This is a genomic window from Bradyrhizobium sp. WYCCWR15520 (genome assembly GCF_056174665.1).
The window spans coordinates 1-20,131 of the sequence record NZ_JBWBWM010000028.1 but is presented as its reverse complement, the minus strand read 5'-3'; the positions used below and the strand labels follow the sequence as shown (position 1 = coordinate 20,131).

Below are 20,131 nucleotides of genomic sequence, written 5' to 3'. Positions count from 1 at the left end.
TAGGCCTGGAGCTTAAAGCGACGGATGCAGAAAATTGTCCGTGCCGGGCGAGCAATCGGCAGGCCTGCAACCGAAGTCAAGCCTGCATTGCAAGCCGAACGGTCTTGGCAAAGTCCGCCGCAAAGGCTGCGACGCGGACATCCTGGTTCGGAAGGAGGTTGCGGATCACAGGTCCCCCGGAATTCTCTGAGAGACACATGAGTTCGTTCGCTAGGACGACAGGATCGTCAGTTCCGAAATAGTGCGCCGTGCCAGCGGTCTGTTCGCGATGCACATCGAGATCGGACAAAATCATTGGCACGCCGAAGGATTTCGCTTCTTCCACCGTCGTGCTCCATCCCTCGGATCGGGACGGATTTATCAGCCCGGTGCACGCCCGCAACAACGCGTAGACATGCGATAGCGGAATCATTCCCAGATGGCGGAAACGCTTTTCGAGCCCACGGCTTCGCACCCGCCCCATGACCCCATCGAAATAGTCGCGCTCGCGCCGATCTTCGGTGCTGCCCGAGGCGCACACGACCGCGTCGAACCCACGCTGCTCCAGGATGGCCAGCGCATCCACGACCACCTGATGGTTCTTGTGCGTGTAAAACTGATTTGGCAGGTAGAAGTATTTCTCGGGCAACCGGTACTGCGCAACTATCTCGGCCGGATTTGCGGTCAGCAACGCCGGCGATGGCTGGGTTGCGAAACGAACGACGCAGACTTCGTTCTTCGCTCCGGGATAAAATTTCCTGAAATCGCGATGCGAGCTTTCGCTGCTCAGCATTACGGTCCGCCCGGATGCGATCTGCATACGGAAGCCGGCTTCGCGACGCCACCGCGCCGCGGCCGGGAAAAGCTGAGGCAGCCGTCGATGCTGAAAATCGGGAAGCCAGGCCACTGCGCGATAGGGCAGAAGTCGGCCAAAGAAGCGGGCGGCCTCGAAGACGGCATCGATGCGACGCGTCCGGAATTCTGCTACTGCCTTCCGGTCAAGCCCCAGCGTCAACGCCGCAACCAAACCGGCCCGGCCCTCGAACGCCGGCGATCGCACCACCTCCACATCAGGTATCGCGGCAAGCGGCGCAAGGTCGGCATCATCGTCACCGGTTCCGGCAAACACGACGGGAGTGAACTCCCCGGGACGGAACCTGCTCAGCGCCGCAAACAGATTGCTTTGATAATTGTAGCCACCGGCCCAGAGCCGGCGGGGAATATGCGTGAATGCGAGACGCAGTGGCGCATCCGGGCTCACCGGATCTGATCCTTGAACCACGAAACATAATCCGCAAAGCCCTGTTCGACCGGGATCTTCCAGTCAAAGGGCATCGAGCGCAGCATCGCGTCGTCCGACAGCAGGCTTGATGGATCGCCGGCGCGAACGATACCAGAATACTGCAATGAAATGCTTCCGCCCCAGCATTCTGCGAGTATTGCGGCGACCCGCGCCACGGTCGTGCCAAGCCCGGATCCGCCGTTGACCACCTGAAAGTTCTCCACCTGCGGCTTTCCGTCAATCTCGGCCATCAACCGGGCGACATCACGAACATCGGTCCAGTCACGCAGCTCCGTGCCCGTGCCCCCCAACACCAGGTTTCGCTCACCCGCTTGCAGGCGGGAGCAGATGTCCCACGGCAATTGCTTGCGCAAGTTCGGCCCGTAGACCGAGAACAACCGCGCCACCGTGCTGCGCAAACCAAAGGTGACAGCGTAACTTCGGCACAGTTGCTCCATCATCAGCTTGTGCTGGCCGTAGGGCGACATCGGAAGCGTTGTGGCACCCACCGCAATCGCCCCCTCGTGACCCGCGCCGTAGACCGCAGCGCTCGACGCGACGATCAAGCGACAATCCCTGGCCGCTCCGCGTAGCCACTCCAGCAATCTGGCCGTGCTGGTAACGGTGCGCGAAAAATCCTCAAACGGCTGCGCGATCGACAGCCCAACCGACGACCCGCCGGCCAGATGGAAAATCGTTGACGGCAGTCCGGAGTGTTCCGCAAGCGCATTGAGATTGGCCGCATCGATCTCGCCGTTCAGCCAATGCTCAAGGCCAATGCGACGCCTTTCAGCGTCGCCGATCGCGCCATGGCCGATGCCGTGAGCGCGCTTGCCCCGATCAGTCAGCACCCGAACGAGATGCCGACCGATGAAGCCATTGGCTCCGGTAACCCACACGGTCATGCCTGTGCCTTGTGACAGACGAATGAGTGGAGCCGGCCAGGCCGGTGGTCAAAGCGCTCTGCCATCGAAAGCAGCGATGTGAAAACAATCCTGGAAGCGAGTGCAGCGCGCCAAACCGATCTCACCGGAATCTTGTCCGTCAATCTTTCCACGACGGTCGCCCGAAGCGTCTCGATCGTGTAGGGAAACAGATTGATCGGACTCTTCAGCGGCGCGAGCACCTCGATTGTGGTAAATCCCGCAGCCCTTAGCGCGCCCACATACCGATCGAGAAGATACGCATGCTCGCCGCCATAGAGGCGATGCAGCGGATGCTGATCGAGGAATGCGCCGAGGTCGGCTTCCTTGCTGATCACGTGTTCGCGTGCGGCGATGAGCATTCCGCCGGGACGAAGCACGCGGAACATTTCCCGGCAGGCGCGGTCGAGATCGCGCATATGGTGCAGCACGGCCCGCGCGAACACGACATGGAATGTGCCGTCAGCGAACGGCAGGCGCTCGGAAAATTCCTCGACCACCTCGATCGGCAGACGGGCCTCGGCCGCGAGGCGGCGGATCGCCGCTGTCCCGACCACGGCACTGGGATCAGGCTCGAGCGCGGTAACCACAAATCCGCTCCGCGCCAGTGCATAGCTCGCAATTCCGCGCCCGGCGCCAACGTCAAGCGCCTTGCCGGTCCGATTCTCCAGAAACTCCGAAACCGCTTGCCATTCGGCACTGGCAAAATAGCGCTCGGCTGCGTCAATCAGAGGGTCATCATAGAACGCGTCGAGCACGAGCTGGCGCTGGTCCGGCTGGTTGCGCAGCCAGATCACGGCATCTTCCCAAGTCGTGAGAGGCTTTTCGTCCAACATGCAAACCTTGCACTTGCTAGCCCGGCCCGCCGGTCAGATCAGATCCTGAAATTTCGTCCATTGCAGTTGTTTGCTATAGCGCTCTTTCACCATGGCGCAACCCGCCTGAGCGATGGATCTGGCCAAAGTTTCATCTCTGATCAGCCTCTTGATCAGTTCCGGTATTTGCTCGGGCGCGGAATATTCCAGCATGGTTTCGCCATCAACGAAACCCTCCGGATAGCGCCCTGCGTCGGTCAGAAGGACCGCTCCGCATCCAGTCGCCTCAAAGCATCTCATATTGCCGCGGTCCTCCCCCGCCATGTCTACCGCACCGTTGAACACGATCCGGCTTTTGGCGATCGCTGCATATGCATCGAGACCATACAACGGGTCAGCGCGAATCCCACGAATTTCGTCTGGGTGACGGTATGAGCGAAGCACTGGCACAGGAGGAAGAAAATTTGCCAATCGGGTAAGGCGTGAATCTTCGAGGTAAAAGCGTGCCCTGATACCAGGCGTCGAAGCCGCAGCCCGGAGCGCCTGGCTGCGCTTGACGTGATGACGTGAGTATCCTCCGATGAATATGACATCGAGTTCATCACTTCGAGCTGCGGCATAGGCATCCATCACAGGATCGTGCGCCGGAAAAAAATACGCCACCCGGCAGCCTTTCTGTCGCCAGCTATCGAGAATTGACGGAAAGTTGCACACGATCAGGTCGTATTTCGTCAGGTCTGCGCTTCCCGAGGGGGCGGCTCGCCAGCCAACCGACTTCTTCACGCAGCCCGGCAGCTTCGCAACAAACTCACTGCCGTAACGGATCGGGTCGAGATTATAGAATACTTCAGTGCGATGTTGCTCGATCTGCGCGAGCAGAATTTGCTCGAGGTCTTTTGTCCGCAGACCATTCTCTTTCGCCCACAGCATCTGCAGCCGTTCATCGTCTCCATTGGTGTAAAACGCGTCCAGGCTGCCGGTGAGCACGGGCAGAAGAATATGGGACGCGGTAAATCTGGTCTTCAGAAATTGCGCGCGTCCGGCGGCAAAGCTCTGATAGGACAACTGGCGTCGATGGACACGGAATCCACGTGACAGGCCGTTGTTTTGGAACACACGCATGACAGTTAACCCGCCGGCCGTGTATCTGGCGGCAAGCTCAACGCGCGGATTACTCGGGCGGGATTCCCGGCCGCCAGAGTGTAAGGCGGAATATCGCGGGTGACAACCGAACATGCCCCGATGACAGCCCCCTCTCCGATAGTCACTCCCTTCAGGATACTCACGTTGAATCCGATCCAGGCCCTATCGCTCACCACGACCGGCGCATGCGCGATCAGCTCCCAGTTTTTTCGGCCGGCCCCCCATTCGCGAACATCGTTCCGGCGATCCATCCAATCGATACTGTGGGAGTCGTGATCCACAATCGTAACTCCCCATGACATGATGACATCGTCGCCGATGAAGAGGCTTCGATAACAGACCAAATGGCTCCGTCCGATAAATGTGCGATCTCCGATCTGAATTTTGCCCCCAGTTTCCTCGAAGCTGATATCGGCGCGAATGATCGAATCTTCTCCCACTGACAACGTGTTGCCGGCCGCCCGCCTGATGCGGCGCCATGCGATTGTAGATCCACATCCGATATTCACCGCCCCGGAAAATCGACTCTTCCAACCAAGGATGGTGTCGACGCTTGTGAGAATGAGTCTTTGCATGGTCAGGATCTTGCCAGCATCCATTTCATATTCAGATACGGCCAGATGCGACTGGCCGACTCCCAGTCCCACTGCTTTGACGAAGTCAAATGGCTGACCGTTTTACGCAGGCCCTGCTCGTCGACCAGTTCGGCAAAGGCCGGTACCCTTTGATCGAGCAAATCGGCGGTCCATCCGGCCAGAGGTCCGCTAAGCCATTCGGGCATCGGCGAATTGAATCCTACCTTCCGGCGTCCCATGCGAATGGATTCCGGCATGAGGTTGGCCATCGCGTGCCGCGCAATCGCTTTGGAATAGCCATCGGAGAACTTGCATGTCTGCGGCAATGCCATGGTGTACGTCACCAGACGCCAGTCCATGAACGGCATCCGGACCTCGATTCCGTGAGCCATCGACAGGCGATCGAAGTTTCGCAGGATGGTAGGCAGCACCGTGCTGTGAAACATTTGATAGAGCCGCCGGTTCAATGAACCCCAGTCGCGCGGCAGCACATCGTCGTCACCGACTAGCGGAAGCCGGCACGGAATATCGCGCAGACCACCGCGCAGGAAATAGTGCCCCTGGCGTTTGATCATCAGCACCCGCAAAACGTCGGTGCCTCGCCTCGCCAGCGCCGAACCGGAGCCAAGTCCTGCGAGCATGTTTCGCATCCAAAACGCTCCCGATTGTCCTTCCTGGAGATAGGCCCCCATTAACTCGTCTGCGCCATGGCCATCCAGCGACACCGTCACGTTATGCCGCCTGAGTTCTCGATAGATCAACCAGGCGGCGCTTGGAAGTCCGATATAGACATCATCATTGTCATCGAGGATTCGATCGAGTTCGGTTAGCGCATCGCCCCGCCCGACCTTGAGGAATGTCGGCACGACGTCCGCCCAGGCCGCGGCCTCCTCGGCCATCGGCCGCTCGTCGTTGGAGGCGCCGGGAAACGTCGCAACGAAGGCGTGGCGCCACGAGGTGCTGCCGCGCGGGCCCATGCCGGCCTTTTCGTGCGCGGCCATGGTACAGATCACGGCTGATGAATCGAATCCTCCCGACAGACAGGTCCCGATCGGGACGTCGCTGCGCATGCGCAGCGCCACGGCATCTTGGAAAATCTCGCGAAAGCGTTCAACGCATTCCGCCTCGGCTACCGGTATCGCCGGCAAGTGATCCACCGTCCGCCACCAGCGCCGGATTTCAAGCTGTCCTCGCCGCAACCACATCCAGTGCCCAGCCTGCAGGCGCCGCACCTCCCGGCAAAGCGTCCGCTCGCTCCCCTCAATGCCGAAAGCATCGACCAGGAGCCGACGCGCCACATCGACATCCAATGACACGTTGATCAGGCCGCTTCGCGCCAATGCGCGCTGCTCGGACGCAAAGACAAAGCGTTCCGGTGTCATCGCATACAATAGCGGCTTGATGCCGAAGCGGTCGCGCGCCAGAAACAGCTCTTCGGTTCTGGTGTCGTAAATCGCCAGCGCCCACATTCCGTTAAAGCGTGGCAGCATCCCTTCTTGCCAGGCTTGCCACGCGGCCAAAATGACCTCGGTGTCTGACTGGCTGCGAAAGACCGCGCCCTGCGCCTCGAGCTCGCGCCGAAGCTCGAGGAAGTTGTAAATTTCGCCGTTGTACACGATCACATGACGGCCGTCGACAGAAACCATAGGCTGATAGCCGCCCTCCCCGGGATCGATGATCGCGAGCCTGCGGTGACCAAAGGCTAGGTCGCGCTTTTCGTTGAACCAGATTCCTTCCCCGAATGGTCCGCGATGCGCGACGAGGTTCGTCAGTCGCGAGATATCCGCTCGCTCGACCGCGTTGCCGCGGAGGTTCATGACGCCTGCAATTCCGCACATTTTCTACGGCTCCCTTACAGGAACGAGGCGGCTGACGATCACGTGAAGGTCCCGCCAGCACGTCGCACCGTGGGGCCCGATCCGCGACACGGCGACCGCAACGACAAAGATGATACCGGCCGCCACGAAATAGAAGCTTCCCACATACGGCCAGCTCGGCGAAGGGCCGAACGACGCATCGCGCAGGCAATATCCCAGCGCCAGCGCCGTGATGATGCCCGCCCCGAGCGGCATCAACACAAAATTGGCCAGACGCGACCACATGCCGGCGAGACTGAAACTCGTCCGCAGCAGGATGACGGTGGTGATCATCTGGGCGATCATGCCGAAACATGCGCTCCAGCCCGCCGCCTGCCAGCCGAAATACGGCAACACGACCGCGCTGGCCGACAGAGTTGCGACGCCTGTCAGCAGCGAGATCAGGGCATTCGAGCGCGACCGGCCCTGCGCCAGAAAGTAGAATGCGAAGACGTTTGCGCTCGATCCGAGGATGCCGGCGATCGACAGTATCACGAGTACCCGCTGGCCTTCGGCGGCCACTTCCGCACCGGTCCACAGATGAAGCAGCGGGCCGGCAACCGGGACAAGCCCGCCGATTGCGCTTGCCGCAATGACATTGAGAACCCAGGAAGATCGAAACAGCAAATCCACCTTGCGATCGTCGGCCTCTGCCTGCAGCGTACTGAAGAACGGGAACAGCACTTCGCCGACTTTCAGCACGCCGATATACACCGCCTCTTCCAGCCGCTGCGCGATGGAATAGAATCCGACGAATTGCGGTTGCAACAGTGCGCCAAGCAGATATCGGTCCGCTTGCACGGCGACGACCGCGCCCGCCTGCGCAGCCAGTTGCCAGCCGCCCAGCCTGACCATATGACCGAGCGGCCGGCGATGAAGCGCAGGCCGGGCCATCCATTCGGCGGTCGCGCGACGCGACAAACCGAAGGCGAGAGCCAGGTTTGTAGCGAAACCCAACGCCTGACAGCCGAGAAATGTCGAGGCGTGCGGCCAGTGCGGGATGAGCAACAGCATCGATGCCGTCGCGATCACCGTGCCGCCAATGCTGATCGCAGCAATCCGCCGATAATCCTGCCGCGCCGAGAATAACGCCAGAACAACGGCGGAAAGGCACTGACACAGCCATCCGGCGGCCGCCAGCACGAAGGCAAGTCCGAGATCGTCCGCGGACGGGCCAATGAGATGGAATGCCAGGCGCGCGAGCGGCGCCCCCGCCAGCCCGAGAATGATGGCGATCAAGCCGCCGATGCCGATGGCCAGCATCATCGCGGTGGCGAAGTGCCGCTGCGCCTCATCGCGCTGCGCCGGCGCCAGCCGCTGCGCAAGCTCACGCGTCGTAGACAATGCCAGCGCGTTGCTGAACGCCAGCGCGGGCGCCACGCACGCCGTAACCAAGCTTGCAACCCCAAATGCCGCCACACCGAGACGGAAAACCACGAACGGCAGAATCAGCAGGTTCATTGCAACAGCCACCCCAAAGGCGATTGCATTCCAGGCGGAATTACCAAGCAGATCGGTCGGACTTTTCTTCAATGCCATATCATCTTCGGGCCGGCGCGACATGGATCGGTCGATCTACCCAACGACCTGGGAACATGCCGTGCCACGAATGACTAGGAAGCGCACTTGCCGACAGGGAAGAACCGAGCCGGGAGGTCGCTAATTGCTGGGCTTACCCCACCATCGCCTATCTACAGCAGCGATCAAGACGCCGCAATGCAGCCCCTGCAAGTCGTTGAAATAAATTTGCTTTATGATTTTGCTTTATGATGCAGACGATCAAACTAGCTCTCTTTGGCTGGATCGCGCCGGCTCCGATTTTCGTCCTGCCAGCTTGCTCTTCAAGACCAGCTCGCTGACCCGAATAAAAGTTGTTCTCCACGGACTGGGAAGGATGCTACCGCCTCGTGATCGCATCAAGCCTTTTGCTGCAGGTAACGTGTACGAGACACCAAACGGCTCAGCAGCTTCCTGTTCTCTACGAGAAGGGCCACCTTTGAAGCGATATAGGTAATCGGCGCAAGGACGGCCGCGGCTGCGATCAGGGAGATCATCCAGCCACGATTGTGAAGCAACGGGTACAGCAAGCTGAAACTCAGCAGGAGTAGCGGATAGTGGATGACATAAAGTGTATATGAAAATCGTGCCAATCCGCTGATTGCCTTCGGTATCGCTACACCTGAAGAAGTCGCCCAGCGAATCAGGACCGACACCACAAGCGCAAGAAAGACGCCCACAATCACCATCATTCTCTGAGCAGAAGGCGTATCGAAAGGATTGAGCAGATCACTGACCAAGTGCCCGTGCCCCATGACGAACATCATGATCAAGGCGCTAACGGCTAGCGCCGCCGCCCTTGGCCAAACTTTGTCGGTGAATAGTTGGCCCTTGACATAAATGTGCCCAAGCCAAAAGCCGCTGAGCCAGATCAGGAAAAACCAAAGAAACAAAGTGTTGCGACCATATAGCAGCATGATGCCAATGGCGGCGAGCGGGAGTAAGGTAGAAACTGAGCAGCCGTTCCAAAGCCGTGCTGACAGAAATATGAGAATGTAGAACCACCATTCGTAGCTTAAGGTCCAGAGCGGCCCGTCCATGTTGATGGGCGGCGGAGCTCCGGGGACCGCCCCATAGAGCAGAAAGAATGTGCTGGGAAGCGCCGACCATTCGAGTGTCGCGCGCTCTCGGGCAACGAATAGTTCGCCTCCAAGCCGAAAGCTCTCCCGGCCGTGCAGATCCAGAAGCTGGATCAACAAGTAAACTAGGATCGTGATGACAATTGCCGCAATCAGCGGCGGATAAATTCTGAGTATTCGCGCTTCGGCAAACCTAGCCGTTTGAAATGACCCGTCTGCATTTCTGTGACGAAGAGTGCTGACGTATATCATAAACCCACTGACGATGAAAAACATCGTCACTGCGTGAGTAGCCAATAGGCTCGTCAGGATATGGCTTGGAGAACCGACCCCATGATAGGGCAAGACGAACACTTGGAATCCGTGGACGCACGCAACGATCATTGCGCTCACGCCGCGCAAAGCATCCATCAAGTTCGATGTTGCTGCATCGACCTTAACGTTACCTCCACCGCTCATCTGATGAATCGCGATTGGGAAAAATGGCGCACTGACAACTCAAGTCTTTGCCACCAGGGGGTCATTGCTTCGCCAAATCGTACGTTCCTATGCTCTCGCCGCCGGGCTGGTGGCGCGATTGAATTTATCAGGCCCCACTTTAGCAGCAATTCGGTTACAGTTATCAGGGTACCGAATGCCGCTGGGCAGGCTCGCCCCTCTTTGCCAGACAGCATCGAATTAGCCCATGCTCCGGGACAGGTCCATGCCCGTTGTTTTCCGGGCTGGTCAGGCTAATGCAGGATGAAAAAGCCAGCGGGCAGCTCGGCCACCTGAAACTTTACGTCGTTGTGCTCGAAGACGTTGATTATCGCATCCTGACCGCCAGTCGCTGGGTGAAACAACGAATCTGCCTGCACGACCGCAGGAAGCGCTTCCGGGTTTGCATAGCTGGCTGAAAATTCGGCCAGCCAGACAGAATCAGTTCCGCCACCCTGTTCACCGAAATCTGCCCGGAATCGGAATGCGTCATGAGCGCCTAGCGCAGTCGGGGCCATTTGCGAGATGGCGGAAGCGCCAATCGTGCCGTCACCGTTGAGATCCTGCTGGAAGCTCGTTTCCAGCGACCTAATGCCAGAGCTGCTCCCCGAGGCAGGCGCGGTGTTGGTGATGTAGTTGCCGTTGCTGTCGACGCTCCAGACGATGTAGCTGTCAGCCGCCCCGTACTTCAACACGACCTGGTAGCCGCTCGCCGTCTGTTCTGTTCCGATCGGCGTCCAGGCGCCGAACTGGCCCACTACAACCGGCGCTCCGTAGCATTTCAGCTCGGGGCCGGAATTGGCGCTGACGCTGGTGAGATAATAGTTACTGCCGACCTGGACCAGCTTGGTCGACCCGAAGGACTCGATGGCTGTTCCTGACACGGCGGCTATGCCAATCGTGCCGTCGCCGTTGAGATCCTGCTGGAAGCTCGTTTCCAGCGATACAATGCCGGAGCTGGACCCCGAGGCAGGCGCAGTGTTGGTGATATAGTTGCCGTTGCTGTCGACGCTCCAGACGATGTAGCTGTCAGCCGCCCCGTACTTCAACACAACCTGGTAGCCGCTCGCCGTCTGTTCTGTTCCGATCGGCGTCCAGGCGCCGAACTGGCCCACTACAACCGGCGCTCCGTAGCATTTCAGCTCGGGGCCGGAATTGCCACTGACGCTGGCAAGATAATAGTTGTTGCCAACCTGGACCAGCTTGGTTGACCCGAAGGACTCGATGGCTGTTCCTGACACGGCGGCTATGCCAATCGTGCCGTCGCCGTTGAGATCCTGCTGGAAGCTCGTTTCCAGCGATACAATGCCGGAGCTGGACCCCGAGGCAGGCGCAGTGTTGGTGATATAGTTGCCGTTGCTGTCGACGCTCCAGACGATGTAGCTGTCAGCCGCCCCGTACTTCAACACAACCTGGTAGCCGCTCGCCGTCTGTTCTGTTCCGATCGGCGTCCAGGCGCCGAACTGGCCCACTACAACCGGCGCTCCGTAGCATTTCAGCTCGGGACCGGAATTGCCACTGACGCTGGCAAGATAATAGTTGTTGCCGACCTGGACCAGCTTGGTCGACCCGAAGGACTCGATGGCTGTTCCTGAGGCGATGGAAACGCCAATCGTGCCGTCGCCGTTGAGATCCTGCTGGAAGCTCGTTTCCAGCGACACAATGCCTATGCCGGCCCCTGAGGCAGGTGCGGTGTTGGTGATGTAGTTGCCGTTGTTGTCGACGCTCCAGACGATGTAGCTGTCGGCCGTCCCGTTTTGCAAGACGACCTGATAGCCGTTCGCTGTCTTCTCCGATCCGATCAGCGTCCAGGCGCCAAACTGTCCCGCTACGACCGGCGCTCCGTAACAATACAGCTCGGGGCCGGGACCGCTGCTATTGCTCTGAAGAAAGTAATATGAGGAGACCTGGACCAGACTGGTCGATCCCTGCGCCTCGATAACCGTTGGCGAGTTGGTGAAGGTCGAGCTCGCAAAGGTCCCGTCGGAGAACTGGAAATTCTCGACCTCCGTAAGGGAGTCCGCCCCGTCGGCCGATCCAGTTCGCTGATCTATCACCGTATATGTCTGATTTGCGGAGTTAAAAACGATCAGATAATTGCTGCGGGAGCCCGCAAATACGGCGACGTCAGTACCGGAGCCGCCCAAGATGGAGTCGTTTCCGGCACCACCGATCAGCGTATCGCTGCCACCGCCGCCCGATAGCGTACTGCTGGTGTTGCTCGCGATCAATCTGTCGTTGCCGCTGCCGCCGATGGCTTTCTCGATGGTCGCGCTAAGTGCGATTCCGATGTTGTTGACAAGCCCGCCAACCGAGGAGAAGACGCCTGCATGCAGATCGATAGTCTGCGCCGCCGAATAGCCGGAGCAATCGAGCGTGTCGTTGCCGCCGGCATCGTAGATCGTCAGCGCCGGCGCCGATGTGTAGTTGCCGAAATTGAATACCGCGCCCGCAGTGCCGTTGAAGCCGTAGACGGTGTCGCCTGTCCTGGTCGTGGTCGCCGCCCCGTAGACCGAGGCCACCGCGTAGATGTCGGCCATTTGCGGCGTAACGACGTAGCGGTACGAACTCCCGGAATAGTTCGGCTCCGAGAAATACGACATGATTGAATATTGCCAAGTGTCGTTGGCGTAGGTCGCGTTGGTCGCGTACGACGCGCTGCCATTGTACGGGCCCTGATGGCCCAGCCCGAGCGCGTGCCCGACTTCGTGGATGTAGGTCTGGTAGGCATAGCTGTCGATGCCGGTCTTGCCGTCGTTGGCGCCGCCGTCGGTGGTGACCCAGTCGGAGCTGATCACGATGTTCATGGAGGTGATTGCGCCCGAGCCATTCCAGGACCCGCTCGCATAAGCCTGCATCGTACCGGAATTGCTGAACGTGATGTTCGCCGTGCCGGACGTCTGGACGAACGTGATGTTGGCGACCTCGGACCACGCCTGCAGCGCCGACTGGGCCAGAAACTTCTCGGCCGTGTTCAGCGCATTGATATTGTAGGTGATGGTGTTGGACGCCCAGTGATGGGCGATGGTGCCGTTGTATTGCCAGAAGCCGTTGACGAGGTAGTTGGCAAGCGTCGCGATCGACGCCACCGGTTTCGCTGCGCTCGTCACTATCGTGGTGACGGTTTCGGCCGCGACGGGGAACGGATCGCCGTCATCGGTGAAGAGCGTGTCGTCTGCCGGCTCGGGCGTCGCAATGGACGCGTCGTTGCCGGCGTCCGGCGCCGCAAAGGTCCAGACGTCATCAAACAGCGAAAGGTTTTTCTTCATCGATCAAGCCCGTCAGCAGGGTCGTATGACTGCGTGAAATTCGCAAAAGCACACGGGACGCTAGAATCGCTTTGTTAATGCTTGTTTACCAGCGGGCTTGTCGCACGCGCTTCAATTTCGACCCATTGCGGCGAAAAGCAAAAATTCTTCGGTATTACCCCCGTAGTCTTGCGGGGGTACGATTCCGCTTTGCCGCGCAGGCGGGTTTTCGGAACCGGCGTGCCGCCACGCCGTGCCTTCGGCCGGGCTCCGAACAAGCTGTTGGAAATCATCGCCAGATTTGTTTAAGTCGGGCCGGGCTGCCCTTCCATCAGCGAAAATCCAAAAAAACAAGGTTTCTCAATGCCTTTCCCACGCGCTTCGCAGGCCCTTTCCCGCTTCACCGTGCTTGATCTCACCCGCGTCCGCTCCGGGCCGACCTGTGTTCGGCAACTGGCGGATTGGGGCGCCAACGTCATCAAGATCGACGCGCTGCTGGAGGACAGCGGCGGCGAGCAGCCGGGCGGCCCGCGCCAGGGCTCGGATTTCCAGAATTTGCACCGCAACAAGCGGGCCATGACGCTGAACCTGAAGGACCCCAAGGGCCTCGACGTATTCAAGCGGCTCGCGGAGCAGGCCGACGTGGTGGTCGAGAACTTCCGTCCCGACGTGAAGGCCAAGCTCGGCATCGACTATGAGAGCCTGCGCCAGGTCAATCCGCGCCTCGTCTATGGCAGCATCTCGGGCTTCGGCCAGGACGGCCCCTACCACAAACGGCCGGGCTTCGATCAGATCGCGCAGGGCATGGGCGGGCTGATGTCCATCACCGGCGCCCCCGGCGAGGGCCCGATGCGGGTCGGCATTCCCGTCGCCGACCTCACCGCCGGCCTGTTCTGCGCGCTCGGCATCCTCACCGCCCTCCTCGAGCGCGACGTCTCCGGCGAGGGCCAGTGGGTGCAGACCTCGCTGCTGCAGGCCCAGATCTTCATGCTGGATTTCCAGGCCTCGCGCTGGCTGATGGAACAGGACGTCGCCAGGCAGGCCGGCAACAACCATCCGACCTCGATCCCGACCGGCGTCTTCAAGACCTCCGATGGCTACATCAACATCGCGACCACGGGCGGACGAATCTGGGAGCGCTGCGCGCAGGCGATCGGCGCGCCCGAACTGATCACCAACCCCGATTACGCCACGGCGCCGGCGCGCTCGAAGAACCGCGATGCGCTCAACGCCGCAATCGGTAAGCTCACCGAGAAGAAATCGACGGAAACCTGGGTCAAGGAATTGAACGAGGCCGGCGTGCCCTGCGGCCCGATCTATTCGATCGACCAGATGTTCGAGGACACCCAGGTCAAGCACCTCGGCATCGCCCAGCACGTGCCGAACGACGAGAATCGCCACATCCAGCTCGTCGGCCAGCCGGTAACACTGTCGCGCACGCCGAGCAGCATGGCCGCACGGCCACCCGAGTTCGGCGAGCAGACCGAAGAAGTGCTGGCCGAGTTCGGCTTTGACACGGACGAGATCGCCGAATTGCGCCAGCGCAAGGTGGTGTGAGGCGATTCAAGCGTTCCACGAAACAATCTTCTATCCGCCTACGCTCTTAGAAGGACTGAAAGGAACAGAACCGCATTGGGGCCGGCGCAAGCTGAAGAGAGAGACCATCGACCGAACGGTATGACTTCTTGGCCAAGGAATTAGCTGAGGCCAAGAAGAGCGACAACGATGTATCTGGATCTGATCTATAGGGCATTGCCCGAGTTGAACGTTCGCACGAACAGGGTGAAGAAGCTACCGAAGCCGGTCTGGCCAACGGGAGGGAAACAAGATCAATTTGGGCGGATTTGGATTCATTGAAGGCCGCAGTCGACGAAATGTCGACGGCCAAACCCTAGCTGAACTGAGGTCCTACGGGGGACCGGCTCAATTCGTTCTCCGCAATGAAGGGCTAACTCTCTCTCGCGCAGCATCCAAATCGGACTTTATCCGTGGCACCGCTTCATTGGCCGGTTCCCGCCTTGGGGGTGGCTCATTAAGGTCCCGTGCCCACGGTGCGCCTGCTCGAACTGTCGTCCTCGATGTCGTCGCTTGATCCGAATTCACGCAAGCAGCGACGAGTGGACCAACAAGAGTTATCACCCCCGCACTCATCATCACTGGGATGCTCATCCTCATGTAACGGATCCATCCGAATCGATCGTCAAATATAACCTAGTACTGGGCGAAGGGGCCCGCCAGCGTGAACCGGCACGTCTCGGAAGTCAGGGCCCTTTAACGTCTAGGTTGCATCCTGCTCTCGCTGTTCTTGATCTTCGGGGGCTATTTCGAACCCTACAACGTGAGATAGGACGTCCGCGAACATCGCTGGAGGAATATGATGGCATGAAACGCGGGTGAGATCCAAGAGATTGACAAAGGTAAACGGTTTCCGGGCCAGGATTTGTAATCCAACGAGATGGAAGATCGCCTTCGCTCACGATTGTCTTTCACAACTAAAAGAGGCTGAAGCCGGAAGAGAGGTCTTTCAATCCATCTTGGACACATCAACACATCAAGAGAGCATTTTTCCCGAAGCTGTCCGAGATCTTCCTAGGGAGATGCAGCATCCCTCTATTACGCATTTACTCGTTGGCGGCGCGTTTGCGGGCGCCCGGCAGTGCTTCGATAGCTTTCGCTCCGCGAATTACGGCATTCAGCCTCAAGCGTCAGCGCCTCATAGCGATCCCCGAAGCGCCCCGCAGCCGAATAGCGGGCGTAGTTTGGGGCTCCATCGCTGCGTCCTTCCAGTAATTATCTTCGATATTCTCTGACGGAGGCCTCGCCCCCTCAAACCGCGGGTAGAAGCTTGCGAGCAGCGCCAACAGAAAGTTGCGGCGAGTCAGTTGGGAGAGGCGCGTCATTCCAATGGCCAGGTGCGGAAGATATGGGGATTCGCAGCCCCCGCGCCCGCTGATATCTCATCTGTAGCAAGCATGACAGGATAATCCGGAAGGTTCCGCCGCGTCCCTGCGGGATCCGGCAAGCAGCCCTGTTCCTCCCTGTTTCCAGCACTCGTCACTTTGCCGGCAAAATGGTACACCGGCAGACATGTTGCCGCGCGTGGCGTCCGAGAATGAAAGCTCCTGGCTGAAGAAGCGTTTTGCGCCGGACCAAGCTTGCGAGCGAACTCGGCAGCCGCTGCAGCGTCGGTTTCGAGAACGGGGTGAAGCAGGCCGTGCAGTGGTCACGAGCCATGGCGTGACGTCAGCAGCGGCGCCTACCAGGCGTGGATCGACCAGAACTACGGCTTCCGTCACGCGGTCTAGCCATTCATGCGCATCCTTGTGCTCAATGCGGACTACCCGCGCTTCCTGAGCTGGCTCTATCGCCGCCAGCCTGGGCTCGGAAGCGCCGGTTACGCCGCCCAGATGGCGGCGAGAAACAGCAGCCTGTTCGGCGTCGCCGACTTCTATTCGCGGAGCTTTGCCGCGCTCGGCCATTCGGCGGCGGAGATCCATGTCAATAACGCCTGGCTTCAGACGGCATGGGCGCGCGAGCATGGCGTGGCCGTCAAGGCGGCGGGGCCTGAGACAACGAGCGGAAGCACCTCGATGCCGGCCTGGCTGCAACGCGCCGTGACGCCACTCAAGCCGATGCTGCGGCCATTGGCCCGCAAGGTCGGCCTCAGCCCCAGCCTCGACGCGCAGGCCGAGGCAATCCTCTTGGCCCAGATCGAGGATTTCAGACCCGACGTGGTGCTCAACCAGGACACTTTTCACATCGACCCCGGCCTGATGCGGGGCATCAAGGCGATCGGTAACCCCATCCTGATCGGACAGATCGGGATTGCGCCATCCCGAGGCGTGGACTGGTCGGTCTACGATCTGATGATGTCGCAGCTTTCGGCGACGGTGGATTTCTTCCGCCGCCTCGGCGTGCGCGCGGAGGTCAATCATCTGGCGTTCGAGCCCGCCATTCTCGAGGCGCTGCCGCCGGCGCCTGCCGTCGACATCGAGGTTTCCTTTGTCGGCACGGTGTCGCCGGATCACCAGCAGCGGATTGCGTTGCTCGAGGCTGTTGCCGAACGTTACGATCTCAAGCTGTTCGGCAACTGCCCGCAGACGCTGCCGGCCTCCTCCCCGCTGCATCGCTGCTTCCAGGACGAAGTCTGGGGCGCGGACATGTATCAGGCACTGCGGCGCTCGAAGATCACGCTCAATTCCCACATCGACATGGCCGGACGGGAAGCCGGAAACATGCGGCTGTTCGAGGCGACCGGCGTCGGCGCCTTCCTGCTGACCGACTTCAAGGACAATCTGAACACCCTGTTCGCGCCGGACCGCGAGGTCGCCGTCTGGCGCTCGATCGACGATTGCCTGGCTGTTATCGGCCGCGCCCTCGACGAAACCGAAAGCCGTGCCACAACGGCCGCTGCGGGCCAAGCGAGAACCATGGCTCAGCACACCTACCGCCACCGTGCCGCCGAAATCCTGGGTTTCGTCGAAGCCTTGCGGGCGCCGCGATGAAGCTGCCGCGCTTCGTCAGACAGATCGACAAGCCTGGTCGCGTAACTTATCGTGCTGTTCCCGATGGTGCTGTATCCCTCCGTTGTCACCGTGCCGGCGAAATGGTTCACCGGCTGACATGCCGCCGCGATCGGCTACACTGCCCCACCATTATCCTGTGAAATTTTATGCGCATCATGATCCTCAACGGCCCGAACCTCAACATGCTCGGCATCCGCGAGCCGCACATCTACGGCTCGACCACGCTCGAGGCCATCAAGGCCTCCTGCGAGGAATTCGCCGCTTTTGCCGGCGCGGAGCTGGCGTTTCACCAATCGAACCACGAGGGGGTGCTGGTCGACCTAATCCAGTCCGCGCGGACCTCGGCGGACGCCCTCATCATCAACCCCGCCGCCTACTCCTTCACCTCGATTGCGATGTACGACGCCATGAAGATCTTCGAAGGGCCGATCTACGAGGTGCACATCTCCAACATCCACGCCCGCGATGAGCTGCACCGGCACTCCAAGCTCTCGGCCGCGGTCAAGGGCGTGATCGCAGGCCTCGGCCCCTACGGCTACATCGTCGCCATGCAGGCCGCGCTGCAAGGCGCCGGCAAGCTGCCGGCGGCCCTTCCGACGGCCCTGCGCCTCGGCCCGAAGTAGGATCACAACATGCAGGGAGCCGGCTATCTTGCCATCTGGAGCGATCTGACGCCGCAGGACGAAACCGACTGGGCGCACTGGATCACGCGCGAACATGCCGCCGAGCGCGTCGGCATCAACGGATTTCTGGCGTGTCGAATCTTTCGTGCGCTGGGCGTCGCCGTGAACCGTTACTTCATCCTCTACGAACTCGAGGACGAGCGCGTCGTCGGCGGGCCGGATTATCTGGCCCGGCTGAACGCACCGACGCCATGGTCGCAAGCCATCATGCCCAGGCTCGGCAATTTCGCGCGCGGCGGCGGCCGCATCAAAGCCTCGGCCGGCACCGGCCAGGGCGGCGTCGTCGCGCCCCTGCGCCTCGATGCGGCGCCATCCTGGGACGCCGCCACAGCCGTCGCCGAACTCGCCCGCCTTAACCGCATCATCGCCGCGCGCCTGCTGCTCACCGACGCCGCGCAGACCTCGATCAAGACCCGCGAAAAGGGCATGCGGGCCAACGACGGCTCCTTTGCCGCCTTGCTGCTGATCGAGGGACTGGACGAAGCCGCGGTCCGTGACGCCCTCGCTCACTTGCGCAAGACGCTTCCTGCCGAGGATCATGGCGCGATCGACGGGATGCCGCTTTACCGGCTGGCGTTCAGCTTGCCGAAGCGGCTCCTGCCGGGCACCACTTATTCCGCGTGATTTTTCCGCGCCTCGACAGAATCTTTCTGCGCGATCTCGCGGATCAGCTCACAATAACCTGTCATGGCTGCGGCAAATTCGAAACGTTTGGAGATTTCGGCCGCGCGTTCGGCCCGCTGTGGGTCGATGGAACGGGCGGCGCGACTGACCGTCTTCGCCAGTTCATCAGCATTGCCGGGCTCGACGACCCAGCCGACATCGTGTTCGGTCACCGTCAGCGCCGCCTCGGCATCCGCTTCCGAAACCAGGACGACCGGACGGCCGATCGCCAGCAGATTGTAGAACCGGCTCGGGACAGATACGCCAGCGACGCTCTTGCGGTACGGAATGATCCAAAGGTCCGCGGCCGAAAGAAAAATCTCCAACTGGTCGTCCTCGACGCGGTCGACCAGCGTGACGTTCGGAAGCCTTGCCTCGGCCTGCATCGTCTTCAACTGCTCGAAGCCCACTCCCCAGCCCGACAACAGGAAATGGACATCCTTATCGTCCCGCAGTAACCGCGCCGCCTCGAATACGATAACGGGATCGTGGGTGAAGCCGAGATTGCCCGATAGCCCGACGACGAAACGGGCGGACAACGAACGCCGATACGGATTGTCAGGCTCGATCGCGCGGACACCACGCGCAAGCGTCGCCCAGTTCGGAATGAAGCGGATCCTGTCGCTGGTCATTCCGCGATAGCGCAGCAGCAGTTTCTCCGTGTCGCGGCCGATGATGACGACGGCGCCCAGCGCGCGAAACATCGGCGCGTTCAACGCGCGCATCGCTTTCGCGACGATCGACTGCGGCTTCAACAGGCCGGCCATGACGAGAACGTCGGGATAGAGATCGTGCATGATCAGCACCGACCTCGCGCCCTTCAATTTGGCGGCGGCGGCAAAGGCGTAAGGCAGCATGAAGGGCGCGGGAACGGTGAGCGCGACGTCGCCACGGCGCAACTTCACCAATAGCGCAATGAACGTCCGGATCGTGAACAGCAGTTCGGCCAAGGCGCGCTTGAGCAATGCGGCCTTGCCGGGCATCCAGTTCCTGACTTCGACGACGGCAGGCTTGCCGGCGGCCGCTGCGGCGGCGGAGCCTGCCGTTCCCGACAGCACCAGAACTTCGGCTTCCCGCGCCACGCGTTCCGAAATCGCCGCCATGATCGCCGCCGTCGTGCTCGGGTCCGGCGGATAATGCTGGCTGACGACGACGACTTTTCCGGACTTCTGCATCTTGGCTTTCGAACCGGCCCGCGTGGCCGGCGGACACCGAAAAAAGATCAGGCGGCGTTCGAGCCGAACTCGGGCACGGCGTCCTTGAGCACCGCGCGGATGGTGGAACGGTCATCCCGCGCAATCGCATCCTCCAGCGCCGCGATCCAT

At 60.5% G+C, this 20,131-nt stretch carries 15 protein-coding genes; 5 read left to right on the top strand and 10 right to left on the bottom strand.

Annotation, left to right across the window (positions count from 1 at the left end; genetic code table 11):
• Positions 1 to 76: 76 nt before the first annotated feature.
• Positions 77 to 886: a glycosyltransferase family 4 protein gene (locus AC0QUY_RS28670; RefSeq protein ID WP_475389590.1), complete on the bottom strand. Its 810-nt coding sequence runs from the start codon at positions 884 to 886 to the stop codon at positions 77 to 79.
• On the opposite strand from AC0QUY_RS28670, the gene AC0QUY_RS28665 reads away from it, so the two are divergent.
• Positions 860 to 1,249: a hypothetical protein gene (locus AC0QUY_RS28665; protein ID WP_475389588.1), complete on the top strand. Its 390-nt coding sequence runs from the start codon at positions 860 to 862 to the stop codon at positions 1,247 to 1,249. The two genes, AC0QUY_RS28670 and AC0QUY_RS28665, sit on opposite strands and share 27 nt — an antisense overlap.
• On the opposite strand, the gene AC0QUY_RS28660 is transcribed toward AC0QUY_RS28665, so the two are convergent.
• The 8 genes from AC0QUY_RS28660 to AC0QUY_RS28625 form a co-directional block, all read right to left on the bottom strand.
• The gene (locus AC0QUY_RS28660) at positions 1,237 to 2,166 is read right to left on the bottom strand and encodes an NAD-dependent epimerase/dehydratase family protein (protein WP_475389587.1); all 930 of its coding nucleotides are present in this window, start codon (positions 2,164 to 2,166) and stop codon (positions 1,237 to 1,239) included. The genes AC0QUY_RS28665 and AC0QUY_RS28660 overlap by 13 nt on opposite strands.
• The gene (locus AC0QUY_RS28655) at positions 2,163 to 3,020 is read right to left on the bottom strand and encodes a class I SAM-dependent methyltransferase (protein ID WP_475389586.1); all 858 of its coding nucleotides are present in this window, start codon (positions 3,018 to 3,020) and stop codon (positions 2,163 to 2,165) included. The genes AC0QUY_RS28660 and AC0QUY_RS28655 overlap by 4 nt, the downstream gene beginning before the upstream one ends.
• Before the next feature lie 33 nt (positions 3,021 to 3,053).
• Positions 3,054 to 4,121, bottom strand: coding sequence for a glycosyltransferase family protein (locus AC0QUY_RS28650; RefSeq protein ID WP_475389585.1), 1,068 nt, complete (start codon positions 4,119 to 4,121; stop codon positions 3,054 to 3,056).
• Positions 4,122 to 4,126: 5 nt separating this feature from the next.
• Positions 4,127 to 4,741 carry an acyltransferase gene (locus AC0QUY_RS28645; RefSeq protein WP_475389583.1) on the bottom strand — a complete coding sequence of 205 codons (615 nt, stop codon included), beginning with the start codon at positions 4,739 to 4,741 and terminating at the stop codon, positions 4,127 to 4,129.
• Positions 4,720 to 6,555: an asparagine synthase (glutamine-hydrolyzing) gene (asnB, locus tag AC0QUY_RS28640; protein WP_475389581.1), complete on the bottom strand. Its 1,836-nt coding sequence runs from the start codon at positions 6,553 to 6,555 to the stop codon at positions 4,720 to 4,722. Before asnB ends, AC0QUY_RS28645 begins: the two co-directional genes overlap by 22 nt.
• A gap of 3 nt (positions 6,556 to 6,558) precedes the next feature.
• The gene (locus AC0QUY_RS28635) at positions 6,559 to 8,112 is read right to left on the bottom strand and encodes a lipopolysaccharide biosynthesis protein (protein WP_475389580.1); all 1,554 of its coding nucleotides are present in this window, start codon (positions 8,110 to 8,112) and stop codon (positions 6,559 to 6,561) included.
• 377 nt (positions 8,113 to 8,489) lie between these two features.
• Positions 8,490 to 9,668, bottom strand: coding sequence for an acyltransferase family protein (locus tag AC0QUY_RS28630; protein ID WP_475389579.1), 1,179 nt, complete (start codon positions 9,666 to 9,668; stop codon positions 8,490 to 8,492).
• 272 nt (positions 9,669 to 9,940) lie between these two features.
• A complete protein-coding gene (locus AC0QUY_RS28625; protein WP_475389577.1) occupies positions 9,941 to 12,955 on the bottom strand; it encodes a M10 family metallopeptidase C-terminal domain-containing protein in 3,015 nt (1,004 codons plus the stop codon).
• A 342-nt stretch (positions 12,956 to 13,297) separates the two neighbouring features.
• On the opposite strand from AC0QUY_RS28625, the gene AC0QUY_RS28620 reads away from it, so the two are divergent.
• The 4 genes from AC0QUY_RS28620 (at position 13,298) to AC0QUY_RS28605 (ending at position 18,767) form a co-directional block, all read left to right on the top strand.
• On the top strand, positions 13,298 to 14,491 hold the full coding sequence (locus AC0QUY_RS28620) for a CaiB/BaiF CoA transferase family protein (RefSeq protein WP_475389576.1): 1,194 nt from the start codon (positions 13,298 to 13,300) through the stop codon (positions 14,489 to 14,491).
• Between the two features lie 1,754 nt (positions 14,492 to 16,245).
• Positions 16,246 to 17,439, top strand: coding sequence for a CgeB family protein (locus AC0QUY_RS28615; RefSeq protein ID WP_475389573.1), 1,194 nt, complete (start codon positions 16,246 to 16,248; stop codon positions 17,437 to 17,439).
• Positions 17,440 to 17,606: 167 nt separating this feature from the next.
• Positions 17,607 to 18,083 (top strand): type II 3-dehydroquinate dehydratase, encoded by a 477-nt coding sequence (locus AC0QUY_RS28610; protein WP_475389571.1) that lies wholly within the window; start codon positions 17,607 to 17,609, stop codon positions 18,081 to 18,083.
• A 9-nt stretch (positions 18,084 to 18,092) separates the two neighbouring features.
• On the top strand, positions 18,093 to 18,767 hold the full coding sequence (locus tag AC0QUY_RS28605; protein WP_475389570.1) for a hypothetical protein: 675 nt from the start codon (positions 18,093 to 18,095) through the stop codon (positions 18,765 to 18,767).
• Here the strand turns inward: AC0QUY_RS28605 and AC0QUY_RS28600 are convergent.
• On the bottom strand, positions 18,755 to 19,981 hold the full coding sequence (locus AC0QUY_RS28600) for a glycosyltransferase family 4 protein (protein ID WP_475389569.1): 1,227 nt from the start codon (positions 19,979 to 19,981) through the stop codon (positions 18,755 to 18,757). The two genes, AC0QUY_RS28605 and AC0QUY_RS28600, sit on opposite strands and share 13 nt — an antisense overlap.
• Positions 19,982 to 20,131 lie beyond the last annotated feature (150 nt).